Genomic DNA, 17,971 nt, shown 5'->3' on the forward strand with positions numbered 1-17,971 from the left:
GGCTCAACCCCCCGCCGTGGCGAGACTGTGGTCGCCGATCAGGCTGCGGTACACCGATTCCGTCTGGGCGGCCACGTGCGGCCAGCCGTACCTCGACCGCGCGCGCCGCACCCCGGCGGTGGCGAGCGAGGTACGCGTGTCGGGGCGGGCCAGCAGGTCGCGCAGCACCTCCGCGAGCACCCGTGGGCGTCGCGGGGGCACCAGGACGCCGCACCCGGCCACCGTGTCCAGGTGGCCGCCGACCGCGGACGCGACGACGGAGACCCCGCAGGCCATGGCCTCCAGCGGCACCATGCCGAACGGCTCGTACCACGGCGTGGTGACCACGACCTGCACCGATCGCATCAGCGCGGGCACGTCCGCGCGGTCGACGCTGCCGACGAGGCGCACCCGTTCGTCGAGCCCGGACGCGGTGGCCAGCCTGCCCAGCCGCAGCGCCTCCTCGTCACCGGGCTCGCCCCCCGCGACGATCAGCTGGGCCCCGGGCACCTGCCGCAGCGCCTCGATGATCGTGTCGACGCCCTTGCGGGGGACGAGCCTGCCGATGCTGAGGATCCGCACATATCCGTTCTGGTCGGCGTGCCGCATGATGGGGCCGTCCGGGCGGAACAGCCCGAGGTCGACGCCGCAGGGCACGACCGCGACGCGGTCGACCGGCACGCCCATCGCGGTGAGCTCCTTGACCTCGTCGGTGCAGGTGGCGATGATCGCCGACGCGCGCTGCCCGATGTCGTACTCGATGGCGACGCGGCTCGGGGGGCTGGTGTCGGCCGTGCCCTGCCAGCGCCGCTTGACTGTGCCGAGCGCGTGGAACGTCTGGACGACCGGTATGCCCAGCTCGTCGGCCGCGGTGAGCGTCGCCATCCCGCTCATCCAGAAGTGGGCGTGCGCCACGTCGGGCCGTTCCGCCTTCCAGCGCCGCGCCAGGTATGCGGCGAAGGCGGGCATGTGGGGCAGCAGTTGGTCCTTGGGCACCGGCACGGGCGGCCCGGCGGGCACGTGCTCGACGGTCACGCCCGGCGCCAGAGAGGCCGTGCCCGGCTCGTCCTTGCCGGTGCGCCGGGTGTAGACCGTGATCTCGTGCCCGAGCGTGGCGAGAGCGGCGGCCAGGCCGGCGACGTGGACGTTCTGCCCGCCCGCGTCCACCCCGCCGACCGCGGCCAGCGGGTTGGCGTGCTCGGACACCAGGGCGATCCTCATCGCGCTCCCTCCTTGACGCCGCTCGAACTGCCCGCGTCGCTCGGCTCGCCCGCGGATCCGTTCGCGACCCCGGTCGTGGCCCGCGGTCGCGCCCCGGCCGCATGGGACATCAGGGCGAAGACCGTGTCGACCACCTGCTCGCTGGTGACCGTCGACAGGCAGGGATGGCCGGGTACGGGGCACACGCGGGCCCTGCTCCCCTTGCAGGGGGCCTGCTGGTCGCCCATCAGCACGACCGGCACGCGGTACGGCGCCCAGCGCTCCGCGGGCACGACCGGCGCGAACAGGCTGATCACGGGCGTGCCGACCGCCGCGGCCAGGTGCGCGGGACCGGTGTTGGCGACCACGACCACCGCCGCCCCGGCGAGCACGGCCGCGAGCTCGGGAAAGGTGGTGACCCCGCCGAGGTCGGCGCCGTACGCCCCGGCGACCTGGGCGGTCAGCGCCTGCTCGTCCGGGTCGCCGGTCACGAGCACGCGCGCGCCCGCGAGCACGAGGTCCCGTACGGTCTTGGCGTGCAGCTCGGCCGGCCACGCCCGCGCGGGCGCCGAGGTGCCGGGGTGGACGACGACATAGCCGGGCGGACCGGTGAACTGGTGCACCGAGGGCAGGGGCCGGCGCACGGCGAGCGCGCCGTCGTCGCCGGCGGGCAGCTCGAACCCCGCCGCACGTGCCAGGTCGAGCATGCGCACGGCCTCCGGCACGTCGACGGCCTCGTCCACGATGTGCCTGACGTCGAGCAGCGACCCGGGGTAGTCCTCGCTGATCGCGGCGATCCTGGGGACGCCCGCGAGGCGCAGCAGCAGGGCCAGTGGCAGCGACGACTGGTGAAAGGACGTGAAGATCAGGGCCAGATCGGGAGCGGTCCTCTCGACCAGGGAGACGAGCCGGTCCACGTGCGGCCGTTCGAGCGGCACCGGGTCGGGGTCGATCCACGGGGCACGCCATTCGAGCACCCGGTCGACGCCGGGCAGCAGCTGGGCGGCGGCGCCGCCGTGCGGGCCGGTGAGCAGCACCACCTCCCTGGCCTCCGCCGCGACCGCGCGTATCGCCGGCCCGGCCAGCAGGACGTCGCCCGCGTTGTCGAGCCTGGCCACCAGAACGGTCCCCGCCTTCCGCCGAGCGGTCTTGGCCCTTCGGACGGCCCTGGCCCCCGGCGCGGGGCCGTCCCCTGGTGTGGTGCCGGTCACCGGCGCACCCGCAGTTCTCCGCGGAGGCGGTGCGCGCAGGCGGCGGGTGGGATGATCACGCTGGTGACGGCCATCCGCAGGATCTCCTCGGGAGTACGGGGTCCGGGAGCGAGCCGAGCCCAGACGAACTCGGCGGTGAGCACGAGCCAGCCCACCCCGGCGGCGGCGCCGAGAACGGGAAGGCGCCGGGTGCGCTGGGCGGTGTCCCCGCGGAGGCCGGCGGCCGTGAGCAGCGCGAACGACGCGAGCCCCAGCGCGGTGGTCACGGCATGCTGTGACAGGCGCCCGGGAACGCCTCCCACGGCGGCCCGCCAGCCCGTCCCGTGGACCCGCCGCATCAGCGCGTCGTCGGCGTTGCCGCGCTGGGCGCGCACGCTGGTCCAGAAGCCGTCGTCGCGCACGGGATGGCTGGTGACGCGCCTTCCCTTGGCGAGCCCGTGGCCCGCCTTGAGCAGCCGCAGCGCGAGGTCGGCGTCCTCGCGGTAGGCGTGCGGGAAGCGCTCGTCGAAGCCGCCGACGCTCTCCAGCGCGGAACGCCGGTAGGCCATGTCCGCCGTGGCCCAGCCCGCCCACATCAGGCCGGCCGTGTTCCGCTCGGCGTCGGTGGGCCGTCGCCCGGCGGGCAGCCGCACCTTCAGCCGCCCCTGGCACCCGGCGACGTCCTCGGGGAGGTCGGCGAGGTCGGTGAGCAGCGCTTCCTTCCATCCGGGCGACGGCACCACGTCGTCGTCCAGGAAGGCGATCCATGGCGTCCCCGCGGCCCGCCAGCCGAGGTTCCTCGCGGCGGCGGGCCCCTGACCGCCGGTGCGCAGCACCCGTACGCCGCCCGGAACCTTGAGCGACGGGTGGAACCGGGGCCGGTCGTCCACCACGATGACGTCGAGGTCCGGGTCGAGCGCGTCCAGGGTCCGGTTGAGGCTCCGCCGCCCGATGGTGGGGATCACGACGGTGATCATGAGGCGAACACCTCCTCCCGGCGCACCAGGTACGGTCCGATGGCCAGCACGTCCACCGGCGAGGAGCCGAAGCACTCAAGGGCGTCGCGCGGGTCGTCCACCATGGGCCGGCTCGCGGTGTTGAGGCTGGTGTTGACCAGCACAGGGAGCCCGGTGCGGGCGCCGAACGCGTCGAGCAGCCGGGCGAGCAGCGGATCGGTGGCCCGGTCCACGGTCTGGACGCGCGCCGTCCCGTCGGTGTGCAGCACCGCGGGGATGCGCTCGCGCCATTCTGGCCGTACGTCGTGGACGAACAGCATGTACGGGCTCGGCAGCGGGCCGCGCTCGAAGATCTCATGGGCCCGCTCGGCGAGCACCATCGGCGCGATCGGGCGGAACTGCTCGCGCCCCTTCACGTCGTTGAGCCGCTCGGTGTTGGCGGCGGGGCCGGGATGGGCGAGCAGTGAGCGGTGCCCGAGCGCGCGCGGGCCGTACTCCGACCGTCCCTGGAACCACGCGACGACGCGGTCGGCGGCCAGCTCGGCGGCCACCGCCCCCGCCAGGTCGGCGGGCCGTGTGCAGGGGACCCTCGCGGACGTGAGCCACGCGGCCAGCTCCTCGTCGCTCCATCCCCGGCCGAGGTCGGCGCCGGTCATCGGCGCCACCGGCTCCCCGTGCAGGTGCGACAGGTACAGCGCGCCGCCGAGCGCGGTGCCCGCGTCGCCCGCCGCCGGCTGCACCCAGATCCCGTCGAACGGTCCATCGTGCAGCAGCCGGGTGTTGGCCACGCAGTTGAGCGCGACCCCGCCGGCCATCGTGAGGCACCGCTCGTTCGTACGCTCGTGCAGCCAACCGGCGAGCTCCAGGAGCACCTCCTCCAGGCGGGCCTGGACGCTGGCGGCGAGGTCGGCGTGGTCGGCGGTCCAGCGGTCCCGCGTCGCGTGGTCGTCCCTGGTCAGCGCCTTGGCGTAGCCGCCCCAGTCGACCGGCTCCACGCGGAAGCCGCCGTCGCCGGTCGTGTAGATGAGTTCACGCAGCTCGCCGAGGTGGCGTGGCTCGCCGTACGCCGCGAGCGCCATCACCTTGTACTCGTCGCTGGACCGCAGGAAGCCGAGGTGCGCGGTAACCTCCTCGTACATCAGGCCGAGCGAATGCGGAAGCTCCTGTGCGGCGAGGACGGTCAGCTCGCCGTCCCGGTAGTGCCCGGCAAGGTGCGACTCGGCCTCGCCCCGGCCGTCGCACACCAGCACGGCGGAGTCGCGGTACGGCGCGGCCAGCCCGGCCGACGCGGCGTGGGCCACGTGGTGGGGCACGTAGCGCACCTGCGCGGAGTCCAGGCCCGGCAGCGCGGTGGCGAGGAACGCCGGGGCGCGGCGCGCGTAGGTCGTGCGGAGCTCTTCCCAGTTCTCGTCCAGGCCGTGCTCGGCGGGGCTCTCCAGGTCGAGCCGTACCAGCTCCGGGTCGTAGGAGTACGCGACGCCGTCCAGGTCCTCGGGTCGCAGGCCTGCCTGCGCGAGGCACCACGCGGCCGCCTGTTCGGGCAGTTCCCACGCCGAGAAGGGCACCGGGCGCTTGCCATGCTTGCGGCGGCTGAACCGCTCCTCCTCCGCGGCCGCTACGACCTCTCCGTCCACGACCAAGGCCGCTGCCGGATCATGAAATATGGCGTTGATCCCCAGAAACCGCATCGGCTTACCTCCGTAGGGCCGCGGGAGTCTGGTTACCGAGAGCAGCGACTCCCAAACGCGGCTTTGCGTATAAGTCGAGGTAGAGAGGCGGGAATCTTGAACTTTGTCACGCTAAGTAATGGATGGCGGGGTTTTGTCGCCCAACGGCCCGGGTAGCCAAGGCGTGGGGGAACGACCCGCGGAGGTGTCGCTTGTCGAGCATGGATCACCCGCCGGCCGCGGTGCTGTTCGACCGTGACGGCACGCTGATCGAGGACGTGCCGTACAACGCCGAGCCCGCGCGCGTCGAGGCCGTGCCAGGAGCCCGCGAGGCGCTCGACCGGCTCCGCGAGGCCGCAGTGCCGATCGGCGTGGTCAGCAACCAGTCGGGTGTCGCCAGGGGCCTGATCGCCCCGGCCGCGCTCGCGGGTGTCAACGCGCGCGTGGAGGAGCTTCTCGGCCCGTTCGACGTCTGGGCGGTGTGCCCGCACGAGGAGGCGGACGGATGCGCGTGCCGCAAGCCGGCGCCCGGCCTGGTCCTGCGCGCCGCGGCCACCCTGGGCGTCCGCCCCGAAGACTGCGTCGTGATCGGGGACATCGGCCGTGACATGGAGGCCGCCCGCGCCGCCGGGGCGCGGGGCATCCTCGTGCCGACGGCCCAGACGCTGCCCGCGGAGGTGGTCGCGGCCTGGGAGGTCGCCGCCGATCTGGGCCTCGCCGTGGAGATGGCCCTGTGTTCGCGTCGCTCGCCCGGCTTCCCTCCCGCTGCTGATGACCTCCAGGTTCGAGGACTTCGATGAGGATCCTGTTCTGGCACGTGCACGGGTCGTGGGCCACCGCGTTCGTCCAGGGCGCCCACGACTACGTCGTGCCGCTAACGCCCGGCCGCTGTCCCGACGGCCGTGGCCGCGCGAGGACGTACCCCTGGCCCGACACCGTGCGCGAGGTGCCGTGCGAACGCCTCGCCTGCGAGGAGTTCGACGTGGTCGTGCTGCAGCGGCCACCCGAGATCGAGCTGGCGGAGCGCTGGACCGGCCGCCGCCCCGGCCGGGACGTGCCTGCGGTCTACGTCGAGCACAACACCCCGGCCGGAGACGTCCCGCACACCCGGCATCCGCTGGCGGGCCGCGACGACATCCCCCTGGTGCACGTCACCCACTTCAACGCGCTGTTCTGGGATTCGGGCCTGGCCCCCGTCCACGTGATCGAGCACGGGGTCGTCGACCCCGGTTACCGCTACACAGGCGAGCTGGCACGCGCGGGCGTCGTCGTCAACGAGCCCGTCCGCCGCCGGCGGGTGGCCGGCACCGACCTGCTGCCCGGCTTCGCGGCGGCCGTCCCGCTCGACGTCTTCGGCATGAAGGTGACCAGCCTCCCCGCCGACCTGGGCACGGCCGGCCTTCCCACCGGGCCGGGTACGGCCGGCCGGGTCGCCGTCCACGAGGACCTGCCGCAGTCCGCGATGCACGCCGAGCTGGCGCGGCGCAGGGTCTACCTGCATCCCTACCGGTGGACCTCGCTCGGGCTGTCCCTGATCGAGGCGATGCTCCTCGGCCTGCCGGTCGTCGCGCTCGCGACCACCGAGGCCGTCGAGGCCGTGCCACCGGAGGCCGGGGTGGTGTCGACGCGCCCGGCCACGCTGGTCGACGCGCTACGAGCCTTCGCGGACGACCCGCCGCGCGCACGCCAGGCCGGAAAGGCGGGACGTGCCGCCACCCTCGCCCGGTACGGCCTCGAACGCTTCCTCACGGACTGGGACGACCTGTTCCGCGGCCTCGCGCCCTGAGACATCCTGACGTCAACGCTACGGCGGAGACATGCGCCGGGCCCGGCGTCGGACGCCGATCACGGCGACAGCCAGGCACACCAGTCCTGCCGCCACCCCGGCGATGATCAATGAGTCGCGCACGAAGTGGGTTCCTTCTGCCACCTCCGGCGCGGGGAGCGCTTGCTTGATGAACGGCCGGGACGCCTCTGGGGGCGGGGGCTCCAGATTGACCGTGAACGTGAACCGGTGCCAGGCCCCAAAGATGTCACGGACCACGATTCCGTCGCATCCGTTCGCGACCACCACGACATGCCCCCCCGGCCGGGCGAGCACAGTGACCGCGCCCGAGGACAGATGGTGGTAGTCCGGAGAGCAGGCCTTCATGAGCTGTTGCCGCATCTCTGAGGGCGCCTGCCACGCGGTCGTCCACGTCCTGCCGCCGTCGAAGGTCTCGCTCAGGTGCAGGGCGGGAGGGTCTACGCGGTAGCAATGCTCCGGCCGACCCGGTACGCACGCCTTCTTGCGGAGCTTCGGATACCGGAAGACGGGCCACGTCGCGGCTCCGTCTTCCAGGGCAGGGCCGGGCGTGTCGGGCCGGATCGTGGGGGAACCCGGTAGCGGCGCCTCCGCGTCGGCCCATTTCCAGGTGGTGCCGCCGTCCCGGCTGATCGACAGCCCCGCACTGGTGTCGACGACGATCACGCCATCCTGCACGCCGACGGCCCTGGCGTCGAAGTAAAGGGGAGCCGCGGTGGCGACGACGGCGAACATCGTGATGGGGACCACGATCAGCACTCGTGCCGTTCCCGCCGCCCGCAGGGTGACCGCGGTGTGTCGAGTGCGCCGCCACACCCACCAGGCGAAGCCGAGCGCCGGGAGCGCGACGAGGTCGGTGGCGTCGGCGAGGACCTCGGACGGTCCGGCGATGAGGGACCACGCCTGGGAAGCCAGAGAGGCGCCGACCGCACTGACCTTGGCGAAACCGAATCCGACCCCCGTGGCCAGCAGCGATGTCAAAGCGACGCGGTCGGCGTGTGGGTCCATGCGAGCGCCGCCCAACGTGAGCACCAGCAGCGCGAGCAGCGGCGGGGCGACCAGCATGCCCGCGACGTCGCTCAGCTTTCCGGTGATCACACCCGGCCATGCGTATTTGAGGAAATGGTCGTTCAGCAGCAGGACGATCACGGCCGCGATCGTCGCGGGATGGCCCAACCAGGCGAGAGCTGAATTTCGAGTCACGTCACATGCTCGATGCATATCTAATGTGATGCATCGCGCGGAATGCTTGTTCACGCGCCGCGAGGCTCGCGGCCTATTCGTGACCTCACGCCGATCGGGCCTGCCGCCGCTTTCTCAGGAAGGTGGTGAGGGCGAGCCACGGCACCGCACATGCAGCGGCAATCCACATACAGGCGATCAGCGGCAGCTGGGTGAGGTACGCGAGTGCGAAGAAGAGAAGCGGGAGCAGGATGAGGCTGTCGAGAAATGGGTGTGCCTTCGACCAACTGGTGACCTGGTCCAAGGCCAGCGGCACGAGCGCGAGGGACGCATACACGATGCCCGCGAGCACGCCGAGCACGGGGCCGTGTTTCTCCGTCAGGGCAAAGGCCGCGAGCACCGCGACCGGGATTATGAGAAGCCCGAACCAGGCGGGCGGCCTGCGCCAGTCGAACCTTTTCGGTGCGGATTCCATTGAGCGGTCTGGTCCGGTCATCGCGGGTCTCCCTGTAAAGACGTTTCTCCCCTCGTACATGAATTGATAGAACGCACCGCTTGCAGGTCGCTTACACCTGCCGGGACGCGGCGTCGGGGGGTCGGTATTTGGGTGGGTGACTTCTGTGCCCGCCCGTGACCCGGTTGACGGGTGATGCGTGTGCTGCCCACCCAGATCGTGGTCTCCACCAGTGCGGCGGATGGGAACCCGCTCTCCTCTGGATCCTTTCCGCACGCCATGCCCAACCCTTAGCCGCTGCGTATCACAACGGGCGAGGCAGAACGTCGCAGACCTTGGTCGGCTGAGGTCGCGAGCGTCCTACACCTTGGTCGGCCGAGGTGGTTCACCTGCCGTCCGGTGAGGTGAAGGGTTGGGTGGGCGACACACGGCTCAGCCGTCAATCCCTTGCCGGGTGGGCGGATATCCATATGACCCGACGTCCTAGAGGCTCGGCGTCAGAAGTGGCGGTCGCTCCACATGTGCGCGTCGGCGCAGACGCGGATCTCGACGATGCGGCTGATGTGCCGCCCCCCGCACCGATCGCCCGGCACCACGAGGTGCGGCCCCTGCTCGTCCAGGTCCCGGCCGTCCATCTGGACGGCCACGAGCACCTCCGCGTTGCCGAACTCGGGATCGATCTCCCCCCACGACAGCACCGCATGGTGACCGTCGCCCCCCAGCACCGAAACCAGGAACCGCAGCCGATCCTTGCGCCCGGAGGCATCGAAGGTCGGCTCGGCCATGCGGGCCACGTCCACCAGCAGCGGACCTGTGAAGTGGTGCCGCCGGACCCCCGAGGTACGGCAGAGGAACGTCGCCTCCGCCTGCCGTTGCGGCATGGCCCGCAGATCGGCCACGCTGAGCTCGCCCGGCGCTCGCAGGTCACCCGCCAGGCGCATCCGCGCGCGGGGGGACACGCCATCCGTGAGGTCGATCAACGTGGGCTGCATCAGCCCCTCCTCGCCACCAGGCCACGCACATGCGACCGTTTAACACAGCATGCCCTCCCCTTGACTAAACCACACCCATATGCCAGTTAAAAGCGGCATAGCCCTCGCATATTCGAAAAATATCTGGCGATTTCCCTGGCAGATGACGGCTCGGTCTCCGTGACCGCAGCCCGACCGCTCGGATGAGCTGCTTCTCGGTAAGGAACCGGCGGCTCCGGCGGGGCTTCTCGGGTGTGTCAGAGGGCGGAGAAGAAGTGGTATCCCCGCGCGCTAGCCCTTGAACGTCTCGGTATGGGAGCCGTACTCGGGAAGCACGGCGCGCATCTCGTCGGTGATCCGGGGCGGGGGCAGCGGCGCGATCTCTCGCTCATGGAAGGCGAGTAGCTCCTCGCCGCGCTCGTAGAGATCCCTGACCAGCTCCAGCCATGGCCCTACCACCGCGGGGTCGGAGACCCTCCGCCCGCCGAGGTGCCCGCCGACTTCGTCGTACAGCACCTCGTACAGCAGTGAGTCCGACAAGACCAACAGCTCAGGCAGTGGGTCCATATCGCGCACGGCCTCCGCCGGCAGCACTCTGACCCGCTCTCCCGCGCCTACCCTGGCCGCCAGCACGTGCATTTCCCACTGCACGTACGGGGTCGGCGGTCGCTCCACGATCCTCACGCGGTGGACGGGGGGCCGGACCGTGTAGAAGTCCTTCAACGCCGCGCCCATCTCGGCCGCCAGCGCCAAGGCCGCGCCCCAGTCGCCGTCCATCATGGCCCGCCAGCTCGCCACGTCAGGCTCATAGAAATTCTGCGCGCGCTCCAGCTTCCACAGCGGCCCCGTGGCCGCCTCGAAGGCTGCCCCGAACTCCTCGCCGTACTCGTCGGTCGACAGGACCACTCCGGTCTTCCTGAGACGGTCAACGCTGTCGCTCATGAACCCTCCACCTACTCCAGCTAGCCAGACCAATACGAACTCGGTTTTCCATGCCTGCGTGCCGGGCGGTGACTTCCATGGGGAAGTGCGCGTAAGGCGGCACACTTGGAGGTTTATCAGTGAATGAGAAGTTTGTCGGGTTCGCTGATTGAGTTTTCGCGAGTTATCGGGGTTCTGCCAGTGCATCGGATGGACGGTCGCGTACCGTTGCCACTGCTCGTCCGTGCGGTTCTTCCACGCAAACGAGGGTAGAAACCCTGTATGAGAGGGGGCAGCAGGCTGATGTTGCTAAGTTTCCGCGTGGCCAACCATCGATCGCTTCGCAGTGAGCAACAGCTGTTGCTCACACCGAGCTATAGCGCCGATGGTCCATCCGACGTCGATTGGGAAGCCGTTCCCGTGGTCGGGCTCTTCGGTCCCAATGCGTCGGGTAAGTCCAACGTCATCGACGCGATGGTTTACATGCGAGATCTGGTGCACGGCTCCCTGCGGGAGAGCGAGCCGGGCGCCGGGATCCATCGTCAACCGTTTGCCCTGGATGCCAACGTACGTGAAGAGCCGTCCACGTTCGTGGTCGATCTGCTTCTGGAGGGAATTCAGTACACATACGGCTTCTCGGTCGATGACGCCCAAGTGGTCGAGGAGTGGATGTACAGCTATCCGCAGAAGCGGAAACGCAAGATCTTCCAACGAAGCCTGGATGAGTACTCGTATGGGGAGCATTCTCCAGATTCCATGCGGCAGGTGGAAGAGATCACGGAGTCGAACGTGTTGTTCCTGTCCGTGGCGGCCAGATCGAAGCAGGGGCTCGTCCGGCCGGTCTACGACTGGTTCACCAGTGTCCTCGATCGCAAGCCCATGGTGACCTACCCCCCTCGTGGCGCCACCGCTACGGCGGCTGCCGTAGACCGTTTCGGCTACCTTGATCGCCTCACGACGCTGCTGCAGGCCGCGGACACTGGAATCGAGTCGGCGGAGGTGCTTGAGGAGACAGATGCCGAGGTTGCCGAGCGGTACGCGCGTCTGCGGGTACCTGAGGGATCTCTGGTGCAACGCCGCAAGTATCTGGTCTTCAAGCACAGAGGCGAAAAAGGCACGTTCGCCTTAGGGTTGCGGGATCAGTCTCTGGGGACGCGCGCTCTTTACGAGGTAGGCCTCCCTGTCTTTCGGTCGCTCGACCGGGGGAGCCTCCTGGTCGTGGACGAGCTCGATTCGAGTCTGCATCCGTACCTGTCAGCGCAGCTGATCCGGTTGTTCACTGACCCGTCCACCAATCCCCTCGGTGCCCAGCTCATCTTCACTAGCCATGACGCCACGCTGCTCGGCCGGATCCAGGGCAGGGAGGTGCTGCACCGCGACCATATTTGGTTCACCGAAAAGAACGAATCTGGCTTGACAGAATTGTTCCCATTGTCCGACTTCAAGCCTCGCCGGGATGAGAACCGGGAGCGGAGATACCTGGCCGGGCGCTATGGTGCTGTTCCGATCGTCAATGACGAGATCTTTGCCGCGGCTCTGTCAACGCGGGGAGAAGGGGACGATGGCTCCTCGCGAGCGCAGGACCAGGAGAGTCAGCATTGAAACGAACCTCACGCGAAACAGACGCGCCGTAAGGGAGGAACGACCCAGCTTCTTGATCCTTTGTGAGGGAAAGACCGAGAAAGACTACTTCGCCGGCATGCGGTCGCGGCGGGGCCCGCAAATCGATGTGGATGAACCCAAAGGGGACCACCTTGCCGTGGTCCACGAAGCGGTCAGTCGGGTTTCAGATGAGTATGATGCCGTATGGTGTGTCTTAGATACCGAGCTGGATGAAACACTCACGGCTGAGATGATGCGTGAAGCGAAGCGCGGCCCAGTTGATCTCGGACTGTCCACGCCATGCTTTGAATTCTGGCTGATCCTTCATCATGTCGACTGTGCCAGGCCGTTCCAAAAAGCCGACGACGCAAAAAAGAGACTAAAAGAGCTCGTCCCTTCTTGGAGCGAAAGCAATACCAAGTTCTCTGACTTCGCAGACGGGACCGATGTCGCGTGCCGTAGAGCGCGGAAACTCGATCCTGACGCTGGCGATCCGTTGAAGAATCCGTCCACCAGCGTCTGGCGGCTGGTCGAAAGCCTTCAGCGTCGATCTGAACCAGACAAGTAGTCCAGTGACGGTTCGCGGGACAGCCCGACACGGACGGGCGCACTGCCTGACGTTCTGTGGGGCGCCGACCCGGTATCACGCACCGAACTGGACGACTCAAGACCCGAATTCCTGATCACTTAGCGGGAGGGTGGGAGGCGCCAGCGGGCCCAGACGGTCTTGCCAGGCACGTCGGGGAGCAGGGTGACGCCTGATCGGTTGGCGAGGGCTTCGACGATGGTCAGGCCGCGGCCGTGGATGGCTTCGATGCCGAGGTGCAGGTGGTGAGGCCGTTCGGGACCGTGGTCGGTGACCTCGACACAGAGCCCGTCCGCTCCTGCGGACATGGAAAGCCTGACCGGGGGCCGTCCATAGGTGATCGCGTTGGCCAGCAGTTCCCCGACCACCAGGACGACGTCATCCGCGAGGTTCTCGAAGGCCCAGGTGGTGAGAATGTCCTTCACCATGCCTCTGGTCTTACCCACCATCGACAGATCGTCCGGCACGTCCCAGCCGACGGTACGGGGACCGTCCGGCGTTTCTGGCATTCAGGGCTCCTCGGGCTGGTGCTTCGGGGTTCTTACCGGGACGGTGCACTCGGCCTCGCGTATCAGGTCACGGAGGTCGTCGGCGGTGCGCGCATGGACGATCAGGGGTTCGGGCGCGGGCCAGGTGGCGACGGCGTAGAACCGTCGCGTGCCCACGCCGTACCAAATGGCCCACGCGGGCTCGATCTGGTCCAGTCGCCGGGCGGCGGTCTGTTTGGGCATGTCCCACCGTTGAGGCTCGGCCTGCGCGCACGGCACCCCTCGCCGGTGCCGTCCGCGCGCTCGCGCCTCGGTATCGCGCCTCCTCATGCCGCCGCCCCGTCTCGATGAGGCCGGCGTCTGCTGAACGAGACACCCCGAGCCCGGAAGTATTCGTCGCTGACGCCCCAACGGACTGCCTGACTCACCAATCGGTGACAAGCCTGTTCCGGCCGGACCGGCGGACTGCCTGCCGGATGATGCATCAATATCGTGTCAAAGGTCACGCTTTGCCTCCCTTGTTCGGACATAACCTTTGATTCTGGCTATGAGCAGGCCACTTTTCGTAGTGTTCTTGCTTTCTGTTTCGCTTCACAGATTGCCGCCGTCCGGCTAACTTGTGCATCGAAAGTCCAGGCACACTGCCGCGACAGTTCGTGCCATGCGTGTGTCATTTCTGTGCCGGTGTAGCCACCTCTCGTCGGACGGAGTTGAAATGGGCGTTCCTTTCGAGCGCAATTCGGCCTCAAGGCCTCTGGACCTTTTCGGCTTCGAACTTCGCAAGTACCGAAAAAAGGCTAATTTCACGCAAGACCGGCTGGCTGCGACAACGCGGTTCAGCCGGAGCCTGTTGGGCTTCATCGAGCGAGGTCAGCGAACGCCGAGTCGTGATCTCGCTCAACGCTGCGACGACGCCCTCGGAGCTGGAGGAGAGCTCGTCCGTCTATGGGCGAACCTCAGCGGTGAGGTGAGCCCACACTGGTTTCGTGGATGGCTGGGCGTCGAACAAGAGGCGCATACCCTGCACACCTGGCAACCGCTAGTGGTGCCAGGGCTTCTGCAAACCGAGGAGTACGCTCGGGCGATCCTGCGCGGAAAGGCCGGCATACAAGACCGCGAGCTAGAGCAATTCGTAGCGGCACGATTGGAACGACAAATTGTCCTCGCTCGCGACGTCCCGCCGATGCTCCGCGTGGTGTTGGATGAAGGCGTCCTGCATCGCCCAGTCGGCGGGCAGGAAGTTATGCGTCACCAAATTCAACGACTTCTCGAAGCCTGTGCGTCGCCCCGGATCACCATACAAGTGCTTCCGCTGGCGCTTGGAGTGACTACAGGCGTCCTTGGTGGCTTCGTCATCGCGCAGCTTCCCGGAAGTCCGGATACGGTGTATCTCGAATCAGCGCTAAACGGGCAAGTTACCAACCGTCCGGAGGATGTTGAAGCCATCCACGCTACTTATGACACGATTCGAGTCCAGGCACATCCCCAGCATGTGTCCACCGAGTTGATCAGAGAGGCGGAAAGACGATGGACCTGAGTGACGAGTTGAGCAAGGCGGCCTGGCGCAAGGCCACGAAGAGCGGCCCCAACGGTGGCGACTGTCTAGAGGTTGCTCCGCTGTCCGGTGGCAGGGTCGGCTTGCGGGATACCGAGGCTCCCGAGCAGGCGCCTTTCGTCGTGAGCGCCGGCGTGTGGGATGCCTTCCTCGATGGCGCGAAGAAGGGCGAGTTCGACTTTTAGCCTGGTGGCGGAGACATTGAAGAGCCCCCGGCAGTCGCCAGGGGCTCTTCAGCGCACGAGTGCTGTTCCGGTCGCCCGGTTCAGAGCTTTGCACCCTATCGACCCATTGTCACTGCTGGTCAGCGCTGCTCGCCGCCATCGCGTACCGCCTCGTCGAACGCGGGGTACCCGGGTAGCGGAGACACGTTCCACCCGCCCGCCACCTTCGCCAGGAGTAGTCGCATCGTTTCCGCGAAGGCGGGGAAGTCGTTCAGGGTGCTCGCCATTTCCCAGCGGTGGGTCAGAACTTGGCGCATCGTCGGGGTGGGGCGCCGGGTCGGGTGCAGTGGTTTGTCGTCCGCTGTGCGTGGGAGCAGGCGTACCGTCGCGTCCACCGTCCAGACGGCGATGGCCTGGCGTACCCCGGCGTGCCACACGGCGTCCTCGGCCAGTGCCGGGTAGATCGCGGTGACCTCCGCACGATAGGCCTGCTCGATCTCCTCCGCCAGCCCCGGTGGCAGGACGAAGACGCACCAGCAACTGGAGAAGGGCATCCGGCAGTACGCGGCCGTCATGAAGACCGACTGGAAGCACGCGCCCTCGAAGTCGATCAGCCGCAGCCCGTCCACAGTGAGCAGGTTGTTGTCGGGGCAGGTGTCGCCCGGGGTGAAGGCCGGGTACTCCTGCCCGCCGGCCGTCCCGATGCGCGCCAGCTCCTCGGGCAGCCCCGGCGGCACCGCGATGCCGGACGCCGGTAGGAGAGTGATCAGGTCGGCCGCGTTCCGCGCGATCCACGGCTCCTCGCCCCAGGACAACATGCCCTTGTCGTACGCGGTCCACAGGCGTGCCAGGTCCGCACGTCGATGCACCGATCCGGCGGCCAGCCGTCCCAGCCCGCGCGCCCAGGCGAGCAGGCCGTCCACGGCGGCCTTCGGATCGTCCCCGAGCAGCACGTCCGCCAGTGTCGGCGCGTCACCGAGGTCGTTCATCACCACCAGGGGAACGGAGGCGTCCACACCCAGCAGCTCAGGACCCGCCAGCCGCAGCGACAGCCCGGCAGCCTCCGCCGTGAAGGCGCGCAGTGCCTCCGGCTCCGTGGTGAACGCCTTGACGATGACGCTGCCACCCTCGGCCGTACGGCACCGCAACACCGCACTGCGGGAGCTTCCACCCAGATCGACCGGGTCAAAGAGCTCCACACCGGCTACCTCACCCGCGGCCCGCAGAATCGCCTCCATCCCGGCATCCTGGCACCACCGCATCGGCCGGTGCCTCCCATTAATCCGCCGGAAGCGCACTCGGGTGGATGGGGGCAGGCTTCGAATGAGCCTGCCGCGTCTACTGGAAGGTGATCGACGCGCAGGGACAGGCACGGTTCCCGCTCAGGCGCCCGGCTTTCCTGGACGTCCATGTAGCTTTGTGACCTGCGGAGTCATTTGTCCAAAATTCAAATGGCAGGCCTTGGACGGGCCTCGGACAAAGATCCCTTGGTTGGTCGGCGGGTCACGTGCCACGATGGTGGATATCCCGGATTTCCGTTTCGCCGGGATATCGCCGGACGCGACGCTTAGCTTTTCTGGATCGCGAAGCGCCGCAATCCGTCTACGAGGGGAAATCAACGATGAATAAGGTAACTCGATCGCTGGTCGTAGCGGCAGGTGCGATTGCCGTGCTGGCGCCGTTCGGCGGCGTCGCCCAGGCCGCGGATGCGAGTGCGTCCACGGTCAGGGCCGCGAAGGTGGTTTGCAACGCCCCCGGAACCGGCAAAACCACTGTCTGGGGCAAGTGTCAGAACAAGGGCAACGCGACCGGTAAGGCGCGTCTGGTTTATTGGTGCGTCAACTTGATCGGCAACGGCTCGAAGCAGTACAAGACCGGGTGGAAGAACATCGCACCTGGCAAGACGGTCAAGTTTGTGGGCGAGTGCACTTTCAAGGCTCGTAACCCTTATTTCCAGATCGGCTGACTTCACCCGGCCTAGCAGGGCCCGCCCATCGCGGCGAAGCCCTGCGATCCTGGCCAACGGACGCGGCGAGCGCCCCTGCGCGGGTGGTGGCGCTCGCCGCCTTTGTCATGTCTCGGGGGCCCCTGCCGCGTCCACGAGATCGGTGAGGCTGGGCGGCTCGGGCCTCCACCACCTCGCCGGTAGCCTGATCAGACCCTGGAGCACGGCCGCCGCTCCGGCGCCGGGCGCGACGAAGTGCTCAGGCGAGAGGGTCGAGGGCGGGTCGACGAGCAGGCGGATGGAACCGGCCAGCAGCACCAGCCAGCCGACCATCATGACGAGCTGGCGGAGCAGGCCCGACATCTGCCTGAGCAGGCCGGTCGTGGCCCTGACGACCTTGGATGCCTCCTCCAGCCTGCGCACCAGCTTCGGCTGTCTCGATCTGACCAAGCGACCCACCCCCCACCAAAATGATCTTTGATCCCTTTGGTGGGCTCGCTAGCGCAAGCAATATCAACTTCTCGAAGGCCTCGCAACCGATACCGCGCGCCGTGGCCAACTCTTCGAAGAGGAGTTCGAATTCGCTCGCACCTCTTTGCCTTGCGTTTGGGGCGTTGGCCCTCCACCTCTCAGCTCTGTCTCAGACGCGCTTCGCCATACTGGCGCCCGGTCTAGAACACGTTCGGGGGAAACCGTGGCAGTCGTGGAGGAAGATGCGCAGGTCACCGGCCTGCCCGGCGCAGCGGCGAAGAGGGTCCGCGTCAGCATCGTGCTGGGTGCGTGGGGCCTGTTCTACACCTGTTATCGGGCCTACTACGCGCTGGGCGGGACCGTCGGCATGTTCGGCACACCCGTGTCGTATCAGCAGTGGCGGATGGTCAACGCGTTCGGGGCGGGCATCCTGCTGGTCGCCACGGTGCTACCGGTGGCGACGCTGCCGTTATGGCGCCGGTCCCACGGGCGACGCGTCCTGCTGGCCATGTGCTGGGCGGTGACGGTGGGGTGCGTCATGCACGCCCTGATCAACGGCATTCAGCGGGCCCTGAGCCTGGCCGGCGTGATGCAGCTGAATCTGCCGTTCTGGACGACGATCGACGATCGCACGGCCGATCTTCAGGATCTCCTGTTCAACGAGCCGTGGTTCCTGGTGGAAGGGCTCCTGTGGGCCTGGCTCGCCTTGTCGAGCCTGAACGCCGGCACAGCGAGGCGCCGATGGCTGATCAGCGCCGGGGTCGCGATCGCCGTCCTCACCGTGATCGGCATGCTGAGCACAACCGGGGTGATCGGCACTTTCATCGTGGGGTAGG

General features: G+C 68.3%; 20 protein-coding genes. 8 read left to right on the top strand and 12 right to left on the bottom strand.

What is annotated here, in order from left to right:
* Positions 1-3 precede the first annotated feature (3 nt).
* The 4 genes from OG589_RS38400 to OG589_RS38415 all read right to left on the bottom strand — a co-directional run bounded on the left by OG589_RS38400 (position 4) and on the right by OG589_RS38415 (position 5,013).
* The gene (locus OG589_RS38400; RefSeq protein WP_405143420.1) at positions 4-1,200 is read right to left on the bottom strand and encodes a glycosyltransferase; all 1,197 of its coding nucleotides are present in this window, start codon (positions 1,198-1,200) and stop codon (positions 4-6) included.
* On the bottom strand, positions 1,197-2,300 hold the full coding sequence (locus OG589_RS38405; protein WP_405152211.1) for a glycosyltransferase family 9 protein: 1,104 nt from the start codon (positions 2,298-2,300) through the stop codon (positions 1,197-1,199). The genes OG589_RS38400 and OG589_RS38405 overlap by 4 nt, the downstream gene beginning before the upstream one ends.
* 86 nt (positions 2,301-2,386) lie before the next feature.
* Positions 2,387-3,346: a glycosyltransferase family 2 protein gene (locus OG589_RS38410; RefSeq protein WP_405143422.1), complete on the bottom strand. Its 960-nt coding sequence runs from the start codon at positions 3,344-3,346 to the stop codon at positions 2,387-2,389.
* Complete coding sequence (locus OG589_RS38415; protein WP_405143424.1) at positions 3,343-5,013, bottom strand: carbamoyltransferase; 1,671 nt, start codon at positions 5,011-5,013, stop codon at positions 3,343-3,345. Before OG589_RS38415 ends, OG589_RS38410 begins: the two co-directional genes overlap by 4 nt.
* A 200-nt stretch (positions 5,014-5,213) precedes the next feature.
* On the opposite strand from OG589_RS38415, the gene OG589_RS38420 reads away from it, so the two are divergent.
* Positions 5,214-5,792 (top strand): D-glycero-alpha-D-manno-heptose-1,7-bisphosphate 7-phosphatase, encoded by a 579-nt coding sequence (locus OG589_RS38420; protein ID WP_405143425.1) that lies wholly within the window; start codon positions 5,214-5,216, stop codon positions 5,790-5,792.
* Positions 5,789-6,778, top strand: coding sequence for a glycosyltransferase (locus tag OG589_RS38425; protein WP_405143427.1), 990 nt, complete (start codon positions 5,789-5,791; stop codon positions 6,776-6,778). Before OG589_RS38420 ends, OG589_RS38425 begins: the two co-directional genes overlap by 4 nt.
* An 18-nt stretch (positions 6,779-6,796) precedes the next feature.
* On the opposite strand, the gene OG589_RS38430 is transcribed toward OG589_RS38425, so the two are convergent.
* From OG589_RS38430 to OG589_RS38445, 4 genes are all read right to left on the bottom strand, one after another.
* A complete protein-coding gene (locus OG589_RS38430) occupies positions 6,797-7,999 on the bottom strand; it encodes a hypothetical protein (protein ID WP_405143429.1) in 1,203 nt (400 codons plus the stop codon).
* A gap of 85 nt (positions 8,000-8,084) precedes the next feature.
* Entirely contained in the window at positions 8,085-8,474 is a 390-nt protein-coding gene (locus tag OG589_RS38435) for a hypothetical protein (RefSeq protein ID WP_405143431.1), read from the bottom strand.
* Positions 8,475-8,929: 455 nt separating this feature from the next.
* The gene (locus OG589_RS38440; protein ID WP_405143432.1) at positions 8,930-9,424 is read right to left on the bottom strand and encodes a molybdopterin-dependent oxidoreductase; all 495 of its coding nucleotides are present in this window, start codon (positions 9,422-9,424) and stop codon (positions 8,930-8,932) included.
* Between the two features lie 270 nt (positions 9,425-9,694).
* A complete protein-coding gene (locus OG589_RS38445; RefSeq protein ID WP_405143434.1) occupies positions 9,695-10,345 on the bottom strand; it encodes a DUF6879 family protein in 651 nt (216 codons plus the stop codon).
* A 300-nt stretch (positions 10,346-10,645) separates the two neighbouring features.
* On the opposite strand from OG589_RS38445, the gene OG589_RS38450 reads away from it, so the two are divergent.
* Both OG589_RS38450 and OG589_RS38455 read left to right on the top strand, forming a co-directional pair.
* Positions 10,646-11,926: an ATP/GTP-binding protein gene (locus OG589_RS38450; protein ID WP_405143435.1), complete on the top strand. Its 1,281-nt coding sequence runs from the start codon at positions 10,646-10,648 to the stop codon at positions 11,924-11,926.
* Positions 11,927-11,978: 52 nt separating this feature from the next.
* Positions 11,979-12,494 carry an RloB family protein gene (locus tag OG589_RS38455; RefSeq protein WP_405143437.1) on the top strand — a complete coding sequence of 172 codons (516 nt, stop codon included), beginning with the start codon at positions 11,979-11,981 and terminating at the stop codon, positions 12,492-12,494.
* 119 nt (positions 12,495-12,613) lie between these two features.
* Here the strand turns inward: OG589_RS38455 and OG589_RS38460 are convergent, their stop codons facing one another.
* A complete protein-coding gene (locus tag OG589_RS38460) occupies positions 12,614-13,021 on the bottom strand; it encodes an ATP-binding protein (protein ID WP_405143438.1) in 408 nt (135 codons plus the stop codon).
* Positions 13,022-13,243 carry a hypothetical protein gene (locus tag OG589_RS38465; RefSeq protein ID WP_405143440.1) on the bottom strand — a complete coding sequence of 74 codons (222 nt, stop codon included), beginning with the start codon at positions 13,241-13,243 and terminating at the stop codon, positions 13,022-13,024.
* A gap of 472 nt (positions 13,244-13,715) precedes the next feature.
* On the opposite strand from OG589_RS38465, the gene OG589_RS38470 reads away from it, so the two are divergent.
* Both OG589_RS38470 and OG589_RS38475 read left to right on the top strand, forming a co-directional pair.
* Positions 13,716-14,537, top strand: a complete 822-nt coding sequence (locus OG589_RS38470; RefSeq protein WP_405143441.1) for a Scr1 family TA system antitoxin-like transcriptional regulator — start codon at positions 13,716-13,718, stop codon at positions 14,535-14,537.
* Positions 14,528-14,740 carry a DUF397 domain-containing protein gene (locus tag OG589_RS38475; protein WP_405143443.1) on the top strand — a complete coding sequence of 71 codons (213 nt, stop codon included), beginning with the start codon at positions 14,528-14,530 and terminating at the stop codon, positions 14,738-14,740. Before OG589_RS38470 ends, OG589_RS38475 begins: the two co-directional genes overlap by 10 nt.
* A gap of 119 nt (positions 14,741-14,859) precedes the next feature.
* On the opposite strand, the gene OG589_RS38480 is transcribed toward OG589_RS38475, so the two are convergent.
* Positions 14,860-15,957 carry a hypothetical protein gene (locus OG589_RS38480; RefSeq protein WP_405143445.1) on the bottom strand — a complete coding sequence of 366 codons (1,098 nt, stop codon included), beginning with the start codon at positions 15,955-15,957 and terminating at the stop codon, positions 14,860-14,862.
* 383 nt (positions 15,958-16,340) lie between these two features.
* On the opposite strand from OG589_RS38480, the gene OG589_RS38485 reads away from it, so the two are divergent.
* Positions 16,341-16,685: a hypothetical protein gene (locus tag OG589_RS38485; RefSeq protein ID WP_405143447.1), complete on the top strand. Its 345-nt coding sequence runs from the start codon at positions 16,341-16,343 to the stop codon at positions 16,683-16,685.
* 105 nt (positions 16,686-16,790) lie between these two features.
* On the opposite strand, the gene OG589_RS38490 is transcribed toward OG589_RS38485, so the two are convergent.
* Positions 16,791-17,114, bottom strand: a complete 324-nt coding sequence (locus OG589_RS38490; RefSeq protein ID WP_405143448.1) for a hypothetical protein — start codon at positions 17,112-17,114, stop codon at positions 16,791-16,793.
* Between the two features lie 244 nt (positions 17,115-17,358).
* Here OG589_RS38490 and OG589_RS38495 point away from each other — a divergent pair, with 244 nt between their 5' ends.
* Positions 17,359-17,970, top strand: a complete 612-nt coding sequence (locus OG589_RS38495; protein WP_405143450.1) for a hypothetical protein — start codon at positions 17,359-17,361, stop codon at positions 17,968-17,970.
* The last annotated feature ends 1 nt before the right edge of the window (position 17,971 follow it).

The organism is Sphaerisporangium sp. NBC_01403 (assembly GCF_045040145.1).
Taxonomy (GTDB): domain Bacteria; phylum Actinomycetota; class Actinomycetes; order Streptosporangiales; family Streptosporangiaceae; genus Sphaerisporangium; species Sphaerisporangium viridialbum.

Excerpts from the sequence above, each read along its gene's own strand:
- OG589_RS38400 (WP_405143420.1), bottom strand. The coding sequence starts at position 1,200 with ATGAGGATCGCCCTGGTGTCCGAGCACGCCAACCCGCTGGCCGCGGTC.
- OG589_RS38410 (WP_405143422.1), bottom strand. The coding sequence starts at position 3,346 with ATGATCACCGTCGTGATCCCCACCATCGGGCGGCGGAGCCTCAACCGG.
- OG589_RS38415 (WP_405143424.1), bottom strand. The coding sequence starts at position 5,013 with ATGCGGTTTCTGGGGATCAACGCCATATTTCATGATCCGGCAGCGGCC.
- OG589_RS38420 (WP_405143425.1), top strand. The coding sequence starts at position 5,214 with ATGGATCACCCGCCGGCCGCGGTGCTGTTCGACCGTGACGGCACGCTG.
- OG589_RS38425 (WP_405143427.1), top strand. The coding sequence starts at position 5,789 with ATGAGGATCCTGTTCTGGCACGTGCACGGGTCGTGGGCCACCGCGTTC.
- OG589_RS38435 (WP_405143431.1), bottom strand. The coding sequence starts at position 8,474 with ATGACCGGACCAGACCGCTCAATGGAATCCGCACCGAAAAGGTTCGAC.
- OG589_RS38440 (WP_405143432.1), bottom strand. The coding sequence starts at position 9,424 with ATGCAGCCCACGTTGATCGACCTCACGGATGGCGTGTCCCCCCGCGCG.
- OG589_RS38445 (WP_405143434.1), bottom strand. The coding sequence starts at position 10,345 with ATGAGCGACAGCGTTGACCGTCTCAGGAAGACCGGAGTGGTCCTGTCG.
- OG589_RS38460 (WP_405143438.1), bottom strand. The coding sequence starts at position 13,021 with ATGCCAGAAACGCCGGACGGTCCCCGTACCGTCGGCTGGGACGTGCCG.
- OG589_RS38465 (WP_405143440.1), bottom strand. The coding sequence starts at position 13,243 with ATGCCCAAACAGACCGCCGCCCGGCGACTGGACCAGATCGAGCCCGCG.
- OG589_RS38470 (WP_405143441.1), top strand. The coding sequence starts at position 13,716 with ATGGGCGTTCCTTTCGAGCGCAATTCGGCCTCAAGGCCTCTGGACCTT.
- OG589_RS38475 (WP_405143443.1), top strand. The coding sequence starts at position 14,528 with ATGGACCTGAGTGACGAGTTGAGCAAGGCGGCCTGGCGCAAGGCCACG.
- OG589_RS38480 (WP_405143445.1), bottom strand. The coding sequence starts at position 15,957 with ATGGAGGCGATTCTGCGGGCCGCGGGTGAGGTAGCCGGTGTGGAGCTC.
- OG589_RS38485 (WP_405143447.1), top strand. The coding sequence starts at position 16,341 with ATGAATAAGGTAACTCGATCGCTGGTCGTAGCGGCAGGTGCGATTGCC.